13 protein-coding genes are annotated in these 14,640 nt (G+C 64.6%); 8 read left to right on the top strand and 5 right to left on the bottom strand.

The genetic code is table 11. The features are described from left to right. Positions 1–22: 22 nt before the first annotated feature. Together O7B34_RS01345 and O7B34_RS01340 are read right to left on the bottom strand one after the other, a co-directional pair. On the bottom strand, positions 23–1,159 hold the full coding sequence (locus tag O7B34_RS01345) for an alpha-hydroxy acid oxidase (RefSeq protein ID WP_140770396.1): 1,137 nt from the start codon (positions 1,157–1,159) through the stop codon (positions 23–25). Between the two features lie 25 nt (positions 1,160–1,184). Beyond that, positions 1,185–1,988, bottom strand: coding sequence for an FCD domain-containing protein (locus tag O7B34_RS01340; protein ID WP_337144586.1), 804 nt, complete (start codon positions 1,986–1,988; stop codon positions 1,185–1,187). 207 nt (positions 1,989–2,195) lie between these two features. Between O7B34_RS01340 and O7B34_RS01335 the strand changes: the two genes are divergently transcribed. From O7B34_RS01335 to glcF, 4 genes are all read left to right on the top strand, one after another. Then, complete coding sequence (locus O7B34_RS01335) at positions 2,196–3,518, top strand: DUF3422 family protein (protein WP_337144585.1); 1,323 nt, start codon at positions 2,196–2,198, stop codon at positions 3,516–3,518. A 156-nt stretch (positions 3,519–3,674) separates the two neighbouring features. Beyond that, the gene (locus O7B34_RS01330) at positions 3,675–5,171 is read left to right on the top strand and encodes an FAD-linked oxidase C-terminal domain-containing protein (protein ID WP_337139570.1); all 1,497 of its coding nucleotides are present in this window, start codon (positions 3,675–3,677) and stop codon (positions 5,169–5,171) included. A gap of 66 nt (positions 5,172–5,237) precedes the next feature. Beyond that, positions 5,238–6,443: a glycolate oxidase subunit GlcE gene (gene glcE / locus O7B34_RS01325; protein ID WP_337144584.1), complete on the top strand. Its 1,206-nt coding sequence runs from the start codon at positions 5,238–5,240 to the stop codon at positions 6,441–6,443. A 10-nt stretch (positions 6,444–6,453) separates the two neighbouring features. Next, positions 6,454–7,764 carry a glycolate oxidase subunit GlcF gene (glcF, locus tag O7B34_RS01320; protein WP_337144583.1) on the top strand — a complete coding sequence of 437 codons (1,311 nt, stop codon included), beginning with the start codon at positions 6,454–6,456 and terminating at the stop codon, positions 7,762–7,764. Positions 7,765–7,791: 27 nt separating this feature from the next. On the opposite strand, the gene O7B34_RS01315 is transcribed toward glcF, so the two are convergent. Beyond that, positions 7,792–8,712 (bottom strand): bifunctional 5,10-methylenetetrahydrofolate dehydrogenase/5,10-methenyltetrahydrofolate cyclohydrolase, encoded by a 921-nt coding sequence (locus O7B34_RS01315; protein WP_337144582.1) that lies wholly within the window; start codon positions 8,710–8,712, stop codon positions 7,792–7,794. Between the two features lie 289 nt (positions 8,713–9,001). Then, on the bottom strand, positions 9,002–9,733 hold the full coding sequence (locus O7B34_RS01310; protein WP_337144581.1) for a L,D-transpeptidase: 732 nt from the start codon (positions 9,731–9,733) through the stop codon (positions 9,002–9,004). 212 nt (positions 9,734–9,945) lie between these two features. On the opposite strand from O7B34_RS01310, the gene O7B34_RS01305 reads away from it, so the two are divergent. Further along, positions 9,946–10,584: a DNA-3-methyladenine glycosylase I gene (locus O7B34_RS01305; protein ID WP_337144580.1), complete on the top strand. Its 639-nt coding sequence runs from the start codon at positions 9,946–9,948 to the stop codon at positions 10,582–10,584. An 11-nt stretch (positions 10,585–10,595) separates the two neighbouring features. On the opposite strand, the gene O7B34_RS01300 is transcribed toward O7B34_RS01305, so the two are convergent. Continuing rightward, on the bottom strand, positions 10,596–10,847 hold the full coding sequence (locus tag O7B34_RS01300; RefSeq protein ID WP_027146153.1) for a hypothetical protein: 252 nt from the start codon (positions 10,845–10,847) through the stop codon (positions 10,596–10,598). Positions 10,848–11,084: 237 nt separating this feature from the next. On the opposite strand from O7B34_RS01300, the gene hisS reads away from it, so the two are divergent. From hisS to hisG, 3 genes are all read left to right on the top strand, one after another. Continuing rightward, positions 11,085–12,581 carry a histidine--tRNA ligase gene (hisS, locus tag O7B34_RS01295; protein ID WP_337144579.1) on the top strand — a complete coding sequence of 499 codons (1,497 nt, stop codon included), beginning with the start codon at positions 11,085–11,087 and terminating at the stop codon, positions 12,579–12,581. Positions 12,582–12,762: 181 nt separating this feature from the next. Continuing rightward, entirely contained in the window at positions 12,763–13,884 is a 1,122-nt protein-coding gene (locus tag O7B34_RS01290) for an ATP phosphoribosyltransferase regulatory subunit (protein WP_337139577.1), read from the top strand. Beyond that, positions 13,881–14,579, top strand: a complete 699-nt coding sequence (gene hisG / locus O7B34_RS01285; RefSeq protein WP_337139578.1) for an ATP phosphoribosyltransferase — start codon at positions 13,881–13,883, stop codon at positions 14,577–14,579. Before O7B34_RS01290 ends, hisG begins: the two co-directional genes overlap by 4 nt. Positions 14,580–14,640 lie beyond the last annotated feature (61 nt).

Here is a 14,640-nt window from a genome sequence, read left to right as displayed (position 1 = left end):
TCCGTGGTCAGATGTCACGGACTTAGCGCCGGAGCTGGTCCTTGCCCATGTCGGTGACCAGACGCTTTCCGCACAGAGCCAGCGTAATGTCCATCTCCTTGCGGATGATTTCCAGCGCTTTGGTAACCCCTTCCTTGCCGAGCGCGCCCAGGCCGTAAAGAAATGGCCGGCCGATATAGGTGCCCTTGGCGCCCAGGCAGAGCGCTTTCAACACGTCCTGGCCGGAGCGGATGCCGCCGTCCATATGCACTTCTATTCTGTCGCCAACCGCATCGGCGATTTCCTCCAGCACCATGATCGACGATGACGCGCCATCGAGCTGCCGCCCGCCATGGTTCGAAACGATGATCGCGTCGGCGCCGGTCTTGGCCGCCATCAGTGCGTCTTCCTTGTCGAGAATGCCCTTGAGGATCAGCTTGCCGCCCCAGCGCTCCTTGATCCAGGCGACGTCCTTCCACGACAGTTGCGGATCGAACTGCTCCGTCGTCCATGACGACAGCGAAGCCACGTCGCCGACGCCCTTGGCATGGCCGACGATGTTGCGGAAGGTACGGCGCTTCGTGCCAGCCATGCCCATCCACCAGCCAGGCCGCACCGCGATGTTGGCTATGTTGGCCAGCGTCATCTTGGGTGGCGCCGAAAGCCCGTTGCGAACATCCTTGTGGCGCTGGCCGAGGACCTGCAGGTCGAGCGTCAGCACCAGCGCCGAGCACTTCGCGGCCTTCGCCCGGTCGATCAGATTGAGCACGAAGTCCTTGTCGCGCAGTACATAGAGCTGGAACCAGAACGGCTTCTTTGTCACCGAAGCGACATCCTCGATCGAGCAGATGCTCATCGTCGAGAGCGTGAACGGCACGCCGAATTCCTCTGCCGCCTGCGCTGCCAGCATCTCGCCGTCGGCATGCTGCATGCCGGTCAGACCGGTCGGCGCCAGCGCTACCGGCATCGACACTTTCTGGCCGATCATGGTCGTTTCCAGTGAGCGGTTGCTCATGTCGACCAGCACGCGCTGGCGGAACTTGATCTTCTGGAAGTCTTCCTCGTTCGCGCGGTAGGTGCTCTCGGTCCAGGCGCCGGAGTCGGCATAGTCGAAGAACATCTTGGGCACGCGCCTGCGCGCGAGATCCTTGAGGTCTGCGATGGTGAGAATGTCGCTCATGATGGTCCCCGCTTGGTCGAATTGACTAGGAGCGCCTGCGCGCTGGTTCGCTGTCGCCGGCTTCCGAACGCTGCCTCAGCCTCAGCCGCGACACGCGTTGCCAGTCGCCGCTGCGCTCGGCTTCCGCCATCGAACGCTCGACATAGGTCATGTGGTCCATTGCCGCCTGGCGGGCGCCGGTCGGATCGCCGGCCTTGACCGCGGTGTGGATCGCCCGGTGCTGCGCCAGCAGCGCCTCGCGCGCGCCGGGCACTGTGAACACCAGCAGCCGGTTCTGGAACACGCCTTCCGACAACAGCCGATAGCAGGAACGCAGCGTGTGCAAGAGCAGGATGTTGTGCGCGCATTCGCAGATCGCATGATGGAATTCGACGTCGATCTCGGCCTCGTCGTCGAAGTCGCCGGTGCGATGCGCCTCGTCCATGCGTGCCATGATGCGGTCGATCAAGGCAAGGTCCTCGGGTGTGGCGCGCCGCGCCGCATATTCGGCGGCTATGCCTTCGACCTCGCGGCGGTATTCCAGATAGTCGGCCACCGCCTTGCGATGCGTCGAGATCAGGTCCGCCACCGGCTTGGTGAACAACTGGCCGATAATGTCGGCGACGTGGGTGCCGCCGCCCGGACGGGTCGACAGCAGGCCGCGCCCTTCGAGCGCCTTCAGCGCATCGCGCAGGATGGGCCGCGACACATCGAACTGGCGTGCCAGCTCGCGCTCGCCCGGCAGCCGGTCGCCGGTGCGCAGCACGCCTTCGAGAATTAGGCTTTCGATCTGCTGCACCACCTCGTCGGCGGTGCGCGAATGCTCGATCCTGGAGAAAATGTCGCCCAAAGGAAGCGCCTGGAGAACGGAATGATGTCGCGCAGATTAAAGCCTCTGTCGCCAACTGGTCAAATTATTTATCCAATTCGTCTCATCGTGTCGATTTCCGCGCCGCGCCGGCATATCGCCTCGGGCTAAACTTTGCTGTTTACGTCCCTCGCCGATTGCCGCAAGACGACGCCATTGCACGAAGGGTCGAAACCAGGGGGACCAGACGTGTCGGACGAGACGTCCAATCTTGAATTCCAGCCGCGCAGCCAAGGCAGTGTCCTGGGCTTTCCGGCGCATGAAGGCCGGCCCGGCGCGCTCGGCGAGGTTCATGCCCGCCCGCATCCGCTGGTCGAGAAGCCGCGCGTGCTCGTCCAACTCTCCTTCATGACCGAAGGCGGCTCCGCGGTCGACCATGCCGTGCTTTCGGAACTGTCACGCCGCCTCGGCATCGCCGCGCCCGAGCGTCATGCCCGCCACCACGCCATGAAATGGGGCAAGGGCACGCTGCGCTGGGAGCGGCACACGGAATTCTCGACCTATCTCTGGGAAGGGCCGTTGGCCGAGAACGGCCGGGGGCAAGAGGATTCGCCCTTCGGCAACGGCTTTTCACCGCCGGGAACCGTCATCTCGGGTATCCGGCTCGAGATCCGCAAATGGACGCAGGCGAACGAGAGGCTGATCGCCGGCTTCGACCCGACCAGCCTCTGTCACTCGTTGGTCGAGCGCGGCAGCGCGGCCATCGTCACCGACTTCCGCCAGGACGGCGACGGCATGACCCGCATGCTGGTGCTCGACCGTGGTCTCACTCCGGCCAGCACCGGCGCGCTGTCGCAGCGGCTGATCGACATCGAAACCTACCGCACGCTTGCCATGCTCGGCCTGCCGCTGGCGCTCACCTTGTCCGGCCGCGCTCGCCGCATCGAGGACCGCTTGGCGCAGACGACGCTGGAAATGAAGGTCGCCGAGACGCGCGACAACCAGACGCTGCTCGCCGGCCTGACGGAGCTTGCCGCCGAACTGGAGGCTGATGCCGCTTCCAGCCTCTACCGCTTCGGCGCCAGCCGCGCCTATGACGGCATCGTCACGGAAAGGCTGGAGGCGCTGGATGAGGAGCCTGTCCAGGGCTACGACACCTGGGCGGGCTTTCTGCTGCGGCGCATGGCGCCAGCCATGCGCACCTGCCGCTCGGTCGAGGAGCGCCAGGCCAATCTGTCGCGGAAGCTGACCCGTGCCACCACGCTGCTGCGGACCTGGGTCGATGTCGAGGTCGAGAAGCAGAACCGCGACCTGCTCGCCTCGATGAACAACCGAGCCCGCCTGCAACTGCGCCTGCAGCAGACCGTCGAAGGCCTCTCGGTCGCCGCCGTCTCCTATTACGTGGTCGGCCTCATCGGCTATGTCGCCAAGGGCGCGTCGGTTTTTGGCCACACCTTCGCGCCGGAGGTCGTCACCGCCTCCTCGGTGCCGTTTGCCATCCTGCTGGTCTGGTGGGGCGTGCGCAGGGTGCGACGGCTGCATTCCGAGCCGGCGAAACATCCGGGCGAATAGGCCGCGCTATGCTTCGAACGCAATAGAAATGCAGCGGCAGATTGCCGCTGCGGAAGCTTTGCCCGCGTTCGCCGCCCGGATGGCACCAAAGCAAGGTTTGCAACAAATGCCGCTAGCTGGTAAATCATTTTTACCAGTCGAGTGGAGGAAGCGCCGATGTCCGGCCTTGCCATGCCCAAGCCAGACGCCGGGACGCTGCGCCGGCGCAACGAAATCGTCGCCGATATGCGCATCATCGTGCCGGGCGAGGGCGTGGTCGACGCCGCCAACGAAATGCGAGCCTTCGAAAGCGATGGCCTGACCGCCTACCGGCAAGTGCCGCTGGTGGTGGTCCTGCCCGAGACGGTGGCGCAGGTCTCGCGCGTGCTGAAATACTGCAATGACCGCAACATTCGCGTCGTGCCGCGGGGATCCGGAACCTCGCTGTCGGGCGGCGCGCTGCCGTTGGAGGACGCGGTGCTGCTCGTCATGAGCAGGTTCAACCGCATCCTCGAGATCGATTTTCCCAACCGTATCGTCGTCGCCCAGCCCGGCGTCACCAATCTCGGCATCACCATCGCCGTCGAGCAGGACGGGTTTTACTATGCACCCGATCCATCCTCCCAGATCGCCTGCTCGATCGGCGGCAACGTGGCGGAGAATTCCGGCGGCGTGCACTGCCTGAAATATGGCCTCACCGCCAACAATGTGCTCGGCATCGAGATGGTGCTGATGAATGGCGAGGTGGTGCGGCTCGGCGGCGGTCACCTCGACGCCGAGGGCTATGATCTGCTCGGCGTCATGACCGGTTCGGAAGGTCTGCTCGGCGTCGTCACGGAGGTCACCGTGCGCATCCTGAGGAAGCCGGAGACGGCGCGCGCGCTGCTGATCGGCTTTCCGACCAGCGAGCAGGGCGGCCAGTGCGTCGCCGACATCATCGGCGCCGGCATCATTCCAGGCGGCATGGAAATGATGGACCGGCCGGCGATCCATGCGGCGGAAGATTTTGTCCATGCCGGCTATCCCCTCGATGTCGAGGCGCTGCTGATCGTCGAGCTCGACGGTCCGAGCGTGGAGGTCGATCATCTCATCACTGCGGTCGAGGCGATCGCCATCCGCAACAGCTCGACCACGTGCCGCATCTCGCAGTCCGAGCAGGAGCGGCTGAGTTTTTGGGCCGGCCGCAAGGCGGCCTTCCCCGCCGTTGGCCGCATCTCGCCCGACTATTACTGCATGGACGGCACCATCCCACGCAAGGAGTTGCCGCGCGTGCTGGCCGGCATGCGCGAGCTGTCGGAAAAATATGGTCTCGGCGTCGCCAATGTCTTCCACGCCGGCGACGGCAATCTGCATCCACTGATCCTTTACGATGCCAACGTGCCGGGCGAACTCGACAAGGCGGAAAGCTTCGGCGCCGACATTTTGCGGCTTTGCGTCAAGGTCGGTGGCGTGCTCACCGGCGAGCATGGCGTCGGGGTCGAGAAGCGCGACCTGATGCCGGAAATGTTCAACCAGATCGACCTCGATCAGCAAATGCGCGTCAAATGCGCCTTCGATCCCAACCATCTGCTCAATCCCGGAAAGGTGTTCCCGCAACTGCGCCGCTGCGCCGAACTCGGCCGCATGCACGTGCATCGCGGCCAGGTGGCATTTCCCGACATTCCGAGGTTTTGAGATGATGGGGCCGCAGAACTCGGGTTCCTCGCCCTGCAAAGCGGGGGAGAGGAACCAAGTGCGAATATGACCGCCTTTGCCCCCGCCACCTCAGATGAAGTCCTGTCCACCGTTGCCTGGGCGGCGGCAGAGGAAACATCGCTCGAAATCCTTGGCCGCGGCTCCAAGCGCGGCATCGGTCGTCCGTTGCAGACCGAGCACATGCTCGACCTGTCGAAACTCTCGGGCGTGACCCTCTACGAACCCGCCGAACTGGTGCTGTCGGCCAAATCAGGCACGCCGCTGGCCGAGATCGAAAAGCTGCTGGCTGAAAACGGCCAGCAGCTTGCCTTCGAGCCGATGGACTACGGCCCGTTGCTCGGTGGCGAGCCGGGCAAAGGCACCATTGGCGGCGTGCTCGGCGCCAACCTGTCCGGTCCCCGCCGGCTGAAGGCGGGCGCGGCGCGCGACCATATCCTGGGCATCAATGTCGTCTCCGGCCGGGGCGAAGCCTTCAAGTCGGGCGGCCGCGTGGTCAAGAACGTCACCGGCTACGATCTGTCGAAGCTGATGGCCAACAGCTGGGGTACGCTGGCCGTCTTCACCGACGTCACCTTCAAGGTGCTGCCAGCGGCCGAGACCGAAGTTACGCTCGCCGTTCGTGGCCTGCTCGATGATGCCGCTTGCACCGCCATGGCACTGGCGCTTGGTTCCAGTGCGGAAGTGTCGAGTGCGGCCCATCTGCCGGAGCGCATCGCCGCGCGCGTTGCCGGCGGCACGCTCGGCAGTGATGCCGCCACGCTGCTGCGCGTCGAAGGCTTTGGTCCTTCCGTCTCCTACCGCATCACCGCGCTGAGGACACTGCTCGGCAAGGCCGGGCCGCTGGAGGAGATTGCCACTGAGACCTCCAAGGCAATCTGGCGCGATATAAGGGATTGCCGGCCCTTCGTCGATGGCAGCGAGAAGCCGGTCTGGCGGGTCTCGATGATGCCCGCCCAGGGGCATCAGATGGTTCTGACGCTGCGCATGCAGGCTGCCGTCAGCGCCTTCTACGACTGGCAGGGCGGGCTGGTGTGGCTGCGCATGGAGGAGGGCGATCCCGAAGCCGCTCTGCTGCGCGGGCTTCTGAGGAAACATGGCGGCGGCCATGCGACGCTGGTGCGCGCTACCCCTTCCCATCGGGCGGCTCTGCCGGTGTTCGAGCCGCAGGCGCCGGCATTGGCGGCGCTCAGCCAGCGGCTGAAGCAGGAATTCGACCCGAAGAACATCCTCAATCCCGGCCGCATGGCCTAGGACATCAGAGATGCAGACCAATTTTTCGCCCGAACAGCTCGCCGATCCGCATGTCGCGGAGTCCGAAAAGATCCTGCGCAAATGCGTGCATTGCGGCTTCTGCACCGCCACCTGCCCGACCTATGTGACGCTTGGCAACGAGCTCGATTCGCCGCGCGGGCGCATCTATCTGATCAAGGACATGCTGGAGAACGGCCGTCCCGCCGACAAGGAGATCGTCACCCATATCGACCGCTGCCTGTCCTGCCTCGCCTGCATGACTACCTGCCCGTCGGGCGTCAACTACATGCATCTGGTCGACCATGCTCGCGCCCATATCCAGGAGACCTATAAGCGGCCGCTGCTCGACCGGTTGACCCGCGCCATGCTGGCCTTCGTGCTGCCTTATCCCCAGCGCTTCCGCGCCGCGCTCAAATTGGCCAGGCTGGGCAAGCCTTTCATCGGCCTGTTCGAAAAAATTCCGGCGCTGAAGCCGCTCGGCGCGATGCTCAAGCTCGCACCGGCGTCGATCCCGGCGGCCTCGCCGATGGCCTTGCCGGGCGTCCATGCCGGGGAGGGGACGAAAAAGGGCCGCGTCGCCATCCTTACCGGATGCGCGCAGTCGGTGCTTGATCCCGGCATCAACGACACCACCATCTCGTTGCTGACCCGGCTCGGCGTCGAGGTCGTGGTGCCGCCGGGCGAGGGCTGCTGCGGCGCACTGGTTCATCACATGGGGCGGGAAGAAGCCGCCCTTGCCGCGGCCAGGCAGAATGTCGATGCCTGGACGCGCGCCATCGAGCAGGGCGGGCTCGACGCCATCATTATCACCGCGTCGGGCTGTGGCACGACGATCAAGGATTACGGCTTCATGCTGCGGCTCGATCCGGCCTATGCCGATAAGGCCGCGCGCGTGTCGGGGCTGGCCAAGGATATCACCGAATATCTGTCCGCCATCGATCTGCCTGAACCGGTGCGCAAGCCGGGCACGGTCGTTGCCTATCACTCAGCCTGCTCCATGCAGCACGGCCAGAAGATCATCCGCCAGCCGAAGGAACTGCTCGCCAAGGCCGGCTTCGTCGTGCGCGAGCCGCGCGAGGGGCACCTCTGTTGCGGCTCGGCCGGCACCTACAACATCCTGCAATCCGAGATTTCGGCCAGGCTGCGCGATCGTAAGGTGAAAAACATCGAGGCGACGGGCGCCTCGATCGTCGCCACCGGCAATATCGGCTGCATCACGCAGATCGCATCCACCGCCAGGATGCCTGTGGTGCATACGATCAAGCTGCTCGACTGGGCTTATGGCGGGCCGAAGCCGGAAGGCGTTCTGGAAGAAAGCTAGGTGGCGGCGGAGTAGGTAGGCCCACCGCTACTCGGCCGCGAGCCTGCCCGCCGTGCCGTAGGTCGCTTCGTAGAGTGCGCGCTGGCGGCTGAGCGCCACCATCGTGTTGCGCAGCAGGATCGCCACCGTGATCGGGCCGACGCCGCCTGGCACGGGCGTGATCCAGGAGGCAACCTCGCGCACGCTTTCGGTGTCGACGTCGCCGACGATGCGGCTTGTGCCATCAGGCCCAATTTCGGAATTGATGCCGATATCGATGACGGCCGCCCCTGGTTTCACCATGTCGGCCTTGATCAGCCTGGGCTTGCCAACGGCGACGAACAGCGCGTCGGCGCGCCGCGCGTGGGCGGCAACCGAGCGCGTCATGTGATGGCAGACCGTCACGGTCGCGCCTTCGCTCATCAGAAGGAAGGCGATCGGCTTGCCGACGATTTCAGAATGGCCGACGATCACGACTTCCAGCCCCTTGAGATCAAGGCCGGTTTCCTTGAGCAGTTCGACCGAGGCCGCTGCGGTGCAGGGCGCGAGGTCGAGCTGGTTGTAGACGATGTTGCCGATCGAGGCCGGGTGCATGCCCTCGACATCCTTCAGCGGGTGCACGGCCGCCTGCAGCGTCTTGATCGGGATATGTGCGGGAACCGGCCGCTGGATGATGATGCCGGTGACGCGCGGATCGGCATTCAGCCCGTGGATGGCTGCTTCGAGTTCACCTGCGGTGATGGTGGCGGGAAAGCGCCGCTCCTCGAAATCGATGCCGGCGAGCTGAGCCTTCGCACGCTGGTTGCGCACATAGACATCGACCGCGTCGGTATCGCCGACGGTGATCGAGATCAGCTTGGGCGGGAAACCCTCAGCCTTGGCAATGGCCGCGTCCTCGCGCACGGCGTCGATGATGCGCTGGGCAACCGGCCCGCCCTTGAGATAGCGGCTGTCGTCGGACGGGGACATAGTTCGAACCTTTGGTGGGGAAATTGTGCGCTGCAATAGCAGAGCATGGTCCGGAAATCAGCCCCGAAAACGAAACACCGTGCTTTCGGGGCGACCTGTCGCACCGTGAAACGAAAAGGGCAGCCCGGTTACCCGTGCTGCCCTCTCGTGACTGGCCGTATCCCCACACGGCCCGTCCCCCGTTAACTCGCTGCCAGTCTAAGCACGTCTTCCAAAAGTGCGCTATGACTTGAGGGCAACAGTGCGTCAAAAACTACTCAACACTGCTTAACCGGCTGATTCGCTATCACTATATCACTTCGACCGTCGTTCCGACATTGACCCGTTCATAGAGGTCGACGACATCCTCGTTGCGCATGCGGATGCAGCCCGACGACACCGCGCCGCCGATCGTCCAGGGCTGGTTGGTGCCGTGGATGCGGTACTCCGTGGTGCCGAGATAAAGCGCGCGTGCGCCGAGCGGGTTTTCCATGCCGCCGGCCAGATAGGTCGGTAGGTAGCGGCCCTTGGCCGCCTCGCGCTTGATCATCTCCGCCGGCGGACGCCAGTCCGGCCAGACGCGCTTGTTGGTGATCTTGTGCGTGCCCGACCATTCGAAGCCGGGCTTGCCGGTGCCGACGCCGTAACGCCGCGCCTTGCCGTTCTTCTCGACCAGATAGAGGAAATTCTGCGTGGTATCGATGACGATGGTGCCCGGCTTCTGCGCGCCTTCATAGGCGACTTCCTGCGGCAGGTAGACCGGATTGATCTGCGGGCGCATGACCATGCGTTTGGCCGGGGCCTGCACGGCGGCCGTCTGCAGGCGGTCGGGCTGCGCGGTGCGCTGGCGCGGCTGCGCGGCCTGTCGGTTCTGCCGAACGATACCCGGCGCATGGCCGAGTTGCAGCACCCAGGGCGCGGAAAGGTCGGGGCTCACCATCACCGGCGGTCTGTCGGCATAGCGGTCGCCGGCGGTTGTGGGTGTGACGCCGGCGGCAAACACAGCCACGGCGCCGAGCAAGGGAAACAGAACTCTCTTCATCGGGAACGCACCTTGATCGTCTAATACACCGGGCGAGAACGCTCCCGGCTTGCGCGATCATTGGCGGCGAGCAGCAACCGAAACATGAATCGGAATGCGTAAAATGCGGTTCTGTCAGTAAACCCTTTGGTGTGGTTACCGCCGGGTTCAGGAATCTGGTAAAGCCACGGTAAAGACAGCGCGGAAGCGTGTTAACGGATGGAATTTTCAGGATGAGCAATGAAAAAACCGGCCTGCTTGCCGGTCCTGACGGTGTCGCGCGCTGCTTCTGGCATGGCAATCTGCCCGACTATCTACATTACCATGACCATGAATGGGGCCGGCCGGTGGCCGACGACCGCAGGCTGTTCGAGAAGATCTGCCTGGAAGGGTTCCAGTCGGGCCTGTCGTGGCTGACCATTCTGCGCAAGCGGGAGAATTTTCGCGAGGCCTTCGCTGGCTTCGACTTCGACAAGGTCGCCACCTTCACCGAACGGGACATCGAGCGCCTGCTCGGCAATGCCGGCATCATCCGCCATCGCGGCAAGATCGTCTCGACCATCAACAATGCCAAATGCGCCCGCGAAATGGTCGACGAGTTCGGCTCCCTGGCTGCCTGGTTTTGGAAGTTCGAACCCGGCAAGGAGGAACGGCCGCAAACCGTCGACCTCGCTCATCTGCGCGCCAACCCTACCACCGCGGTCTCCGTGCGGATCTCGAAGGACCTGAAGAAGCGCGGCTGGACCTTCGTCGGTCCGACCACGGTCTACGCCTTCATGCAGGCCATGGGCATGGTCAACGACCATCTCGAGGGGTGTGTGTGCCGCAAGGAGGTTGAGAAGGAACGGAAGGCTTTCAAACGGCCGAAATAGCTACGGGCAGTTCAGGTGCCGTTGGCACCGGCCAGGAACAGCCCGGCGACGATCGCCGCCACGGTAGCCACTGTCGGATAGATCACCAGCAGGCCGGTCAGCAAGGCGTCGCGCAGGGAAGGATCCTTGCCGGTGTCGGCCGGTACGTCGAACGGTCCGGCCGCCTGGCCAATCATTTTCGGTGCATGGATGCCCGCCGGGCGCAGACGTGCCGGCAATTCACCGGCTTCGCCATTGGCATGGAATGTCGTTGCGCTGGTCATGTCCCGAACCCCTTCGTGTCGGTGTGCTATGTCGGCCGCGATTGTGTCGGCACGATGCCGGGCTGATGGCGCCATTGTTTCATTTTTGCTGCGTTTTGTTTCAAATATTGGCGCCTCTTCCCTTTTCCCGCAGCGGGAGAAGGCAGAAGTGCCAACCCTTGCCGCACAAAGCTGCTTCGGCTAGGACACGCGCACTCGAAAATAAGTCATCCTTTACCCAGCAAAAAGACTCATCTCATGGCCGACAAATCGGAAAAGACGAAAGCGCGGCTGCCGCGCGGTTTTGCCGACCGCAGCGCCGAGGACATTCGCGCCGTCGAGAAGATGATGGCGACGATCCGGTCGGTCTATGAGCTTTATGGCTTCGAGCCGGCCGACCAGCCGCTGATCGAATACACCGATGCGCTGGGAAAATTCCTGCCCGATCAGGATCGGCCGAACGAAGGTGTTTTCTCCTTCCAGGACGACGACGACCAGTGGCTATCGCTGCGCTACGACCTGACCGCGCCGACGGCGCGTTTCGTCGCCGAGAATTTCGAGCGCCTGCCGAAACCCTATCGCAGCTACCGATCCGGCTGGGTGTTCCGCAACGAAAAGCCCGGTCCCGGCCGCTTCCGCCAGTTCATGCAGTTCGACGCCGATACGATCGGCACGCCGGGGGTGGCGGCGGACGCGGAGATGGCGATGATGATGGCCGACGTCATGGAAGCGCTCGGTATCAAGCGCGGCGACTACGTCATCCGCGTCAACAACCGCAAGGTACTGGACGGCGTGCTGGAGGCGATCGGACTTGGCGGTGACGAGAATGTCGGGCGCAGGCTGACGGTTCTGCGCGCTATCGACAAGCTGGACAAACTGGGCGTGGAAGGGGTCCGGCTTCTGCTCGGGCCGGGGCGCTGGGACGGCGGCAAGGAAGGCGAGGGCGACTTCGCCAAGGGCGCCGGGCTGAATGACACGCAAGCCGGGGCCGTTCTTCTGGCGACTGCGCGAAATGCGCAGGCTGGCCAGGATGCCACCGTCAGCGGGAACGCGGTCTACCAGGAGGGCGTAGGCGAACTCGCGACGATCGAAGCTCTGGTCAGGGCCGCCGGATATGCCGAGGACCGCATCGCCATGGATCGTTCCGTCGTGCGTGGCCTCGAATATTACACCGGGCCGGTTCTCGAGGCCGAACTCTTGGCCGAAATCCCCAATGAGGACGGCCAGATCGTGCGCTTCGGTTCCGTCGGCGGCGGCGGCCGCTATGATGGCCTGGTCTCGCGCTTCCGTGGCGAGCCGGTTCCGGCGACGGGTTTTTCCATCGGCGTCTCCAGGCTGATGACGGCGCTGAAAAACCTCGGCAAGCTCGACAGCGCCGACGTGATCGCGCCAGTTGTCGTGCTGGTGATGGACAGAGACACGGAAAGCCTTGGGCGCTACCAGAAGATGGTCTCGCAATTGCGCGCCGCCGGCATCCGCTCCGAAATGTATCTCGGCGGTGCCGGCATGAAGGCGCAGCTCAAATATGCCGACCGGCGCGGTTGTCCCGTCGCCATCATCCAGGGCGGCGACGAGCGCGCCAAGGGCGAATTGCAGATCAAGGACCTGATCGAAGGCGCTCGCATGTCCGCCGAAATCACCGACAATGCCGAATGGCGCGCCGCGCGCCCGGCACAGGTGACGGTGGCGGAAAGCGAACTGGTCGCCGAGGTGAAGAAGATTTTGACGGCGCAGGCCGAAGAGCGCGCGAAGTGACGAGCGCCGCGCGCCCTTGTCCTTCTCCCCTTGTGGGAGAAGGTGGCCTCGCGAAGCGAGGTCGGATGAGGGGTGTTCCAGGGAACGCAAACGCCTCATTCCGTCACGCACCCCTCATCCGTCTCGGCGCTGCGCGCCGATCCACCTTCTCCCACAAGGGGAGAAGGGAAGGGCACCCCCAATGACCTCCCGCTACCCCGCCATATCAGCCGACATCACCGCCCTCTTCGCTGCGCGCAACACACATGCCGTCGAAGTCGCGGTGCTGCAGCCGGCCGATCCGTTCCTCGACATGGCCGGCGAGGATCTGCGCCGGCGCATTTTCCTCACCGAGAGCGAGACCGGGCAGACGCTCTGCCTGCGGCCCGAATTCACCATTCCCGTCTGCCTTGACCACATAGCCAGCCAGGCCGGCACGCCGCGCCGCTATTCCTATCTCGGCGAAGTGTTTCGCCAACGCCGCGAGGGCGGCAATGAGTTCTTCCAGGCCGGCATCGAGGATCTCGGCGACCGCGACACGGCCGAAGCCGATGCCCGCTCGGTGGCCGACGCGCATGCGTTGCTGTCGCTGGTGCTGCCCGGCCAGTCGCTGGCGATCACGCTCGGTGACCAGGGCATGTTCGAGGCGGTGCTGGCGGCGCTCGGCCTGCCGCGAGGCTGGCGCATGCGGCTGGCCCGCGCCTTCGGCTCGGCGCCGATGCTGGAGGCCGCACTCGCCGATCTCGCCAACCCGCCGCGCAACGGCCAGCTCTCCGGTCCAGTCGCGGCGCTTGTCCTCGACGGCGATCTGGACGGTCTTTCCCAGCACATTGCCGGCGGCATGGAAGAGGCTGGCCTGTCGGCATCCGCAGGGCGCGCGCCGTCGGATATCGCGCGGCGGCTGATCGAGAAAGCCGAGTTGCGCAGCGTGCGGCTGTCGAACGAGGCCTTCGCTGCCCTGAAGAATTTTCTGGCGATCGACGTGCCGCTCGATGGCGCAGCCCAGGCATTGGAAACCTTCGCCGCCGGCGCCGGATTTTCACTGGGCGCCGCGCTGGAAAAATTCTCGGCCCGCGCCAAGGCGATCGAGGCGCATGGCTTGCCCTCGGGAAAAATCCGCTACGACGCCGCTTTCGGCCGTCCGCTCGATTATTACACGGGTGTGGTCTTCGAGATCGCGGCGGCCAATGGCGAGCGTCCCCTCGCCGGTGGCGGGCGCTATGACAGGTTGCTGACGCTGCTCGGCGCCAAGACCGCGATCCCTGGTGTCGGCTTCTCGGTGTGGCTCGACCGCATCGAGGCGTTGCGGGGGCCGGCATCATGATCACACTGGCGATCCCGTCGAAGGGCAGGCTCAAGGAGCAGGCCCTGGAGGTGCTGGCCAAGGCTGGCCTCGCCGTCAGCCTGCCCGGCGACGAGCGCAAATATCACGCCCGCGTCGAGGGCCTGGACAATGTCGAAGTGGTTTTCCTGTCGGCCTCCGAAATATCGGGCGAAATAGGCCAGGGCGCGGTCGATCTCGGTATCACCGGTGAGGACCTGGTGCGGGAAAATCTCGCCGACTGGGAAGCGCGAGCCGAGATCGTCGCCCGCCTCGGCTTCGGCCATGCCGATGTCGTGGTCGCGGTGCCCGAGATCTGGCTCGACGTCGATACCATGGCCGATCTCGATGACGTTGCAGCCGATTTCCGCCAGCGCCATGGCCGGCGGCTCAGGATCGCCACCAAATACTGGCGGCTGACGCAGCAGTTCTTTTCGCTCAAACACGGCATCCAGGTCTATCGCATCGTCGAGAGCCTCGGTGCCACCGAGGGCGCGCCGGCGGCCGGCCTCGCCGACGTCATCGTCGACATCACCAGCACGGGCTCGACGCTGCGCGCCAACCATCTCAAGGTGCTGGGCGATGGCGTCGTGCTGGAGTCGCAGGCCTGCCTTGTGGCCTCGAGGAGGACACGTGCCGCTGCCGACGAAGCCGTCTTGCGCGACATCGTCGCGAAAATGGCGGCAGCGGTCGCATAGCGATCCTTCAGGGAAGGGGCTCCAGTACCATCGACGGGATTTCCAGCATCCCGGCAGGCTG

The sequence above is a fragment of the Mesorhizobium sp. Cs1299R1N3 genome, assembly GCF_037179625.1.
Taxonomy (GTDB): Bacteria; Pseudomonadota; Alphaproteobacteria; order Rhizobiales; family Rhizobiaceae; genus Mesorhizobium; species Mesorhizobium salmacidum.
The sequence above is the reverse complement of the archived record's forward strand: the minus strand, read 5'-3'. Positions and strand labels throughout refer to the sequence as shown.

What these genes read in the sequence shown, in the direction of transcription:
- O7B34_RS01345 (WP_140770396.1), bottom strand. Translation starts at nt 1,159, where the DNA reads ATGAGCGACATTCTCACCATCGCAGACCTCAAGGATCTCGCGCGCAGG.
- O7B34_RS01330 (WP_337139570.1), top strand. Translation starts at nt 3,675, where the DNA reads ATGTCCGGCCTTGCCATGCCCAAGCCAGACGCCGGGACGCTGCGCCGG.
- glcE (WP_337144584.1), top strand. Translation starts at nt 5,238, where the DNA reads ATGACCGCCTTTGCCCCCGCCACCTCAGATGAAGTCCTGTCCACCGTT.
- glcF (WP_337144583.1), top strand. Translation starts at nt 6,454, where the DNA reads ATGCAGACCAATTTTTCGCCCGAACAGCTCGCCGATCCGCATGTCGCG.
- O7B34_RS01315 (WP_337144582.1), bottom strand. Translation starts at nt 8,712, where the DNA reads ATGTCCCCGTCCGACGACAGCCGCTATCTCAAGGGCGGGCCGGTTGCC.
- O7B34_RS01310 (WP_337144581.1), bottom strand. Translation starts at nt 9,733, where the DNA reads ATGAAGAGAGTTCTGTTTCCCTTGCTCGGCGCCGTGGCTGTGTTTGCC.
- O7B34_RS01305 (WP_337144580.1), top strand. Translation starts at nt 9,946, where the DNA reads ATGAGCAATGAAAAAACCGGCCTGCTTGCCGGTCCTGACGGTGTCGCG.
- O7B34_RS01300 (WP_027146153.1), bottom strand. Translation starts at nt 10,847, where the DNA reads ATGACCAGCGCAACGACATTCCATGCCAATGGCGAAGCCGGTGAATTG.
- hisS (WP_337144579.1), top strand. Translation starts at nt 11,085, where the DNA reads ATGGCCGACAAATCGGAAAAGACGAAAGCGCGGCTGCCGCGCGGTTTT.
- O7B34_RS01290 (WP_337139577.1), top strand. Translation starts at nt 12,763, where the DNA reads ATGACCTCCCGCTACCCCGCCATATCAGCCGACATCACCGCCCTCTTC.
- hisG (WP_337139578.1), top strand. Translation starts at nt 13,881, where the DNA reads ATGATCACACTGGCGATCCCGTCGAAGGGCAGGCTCAAGGAGCAGGCC.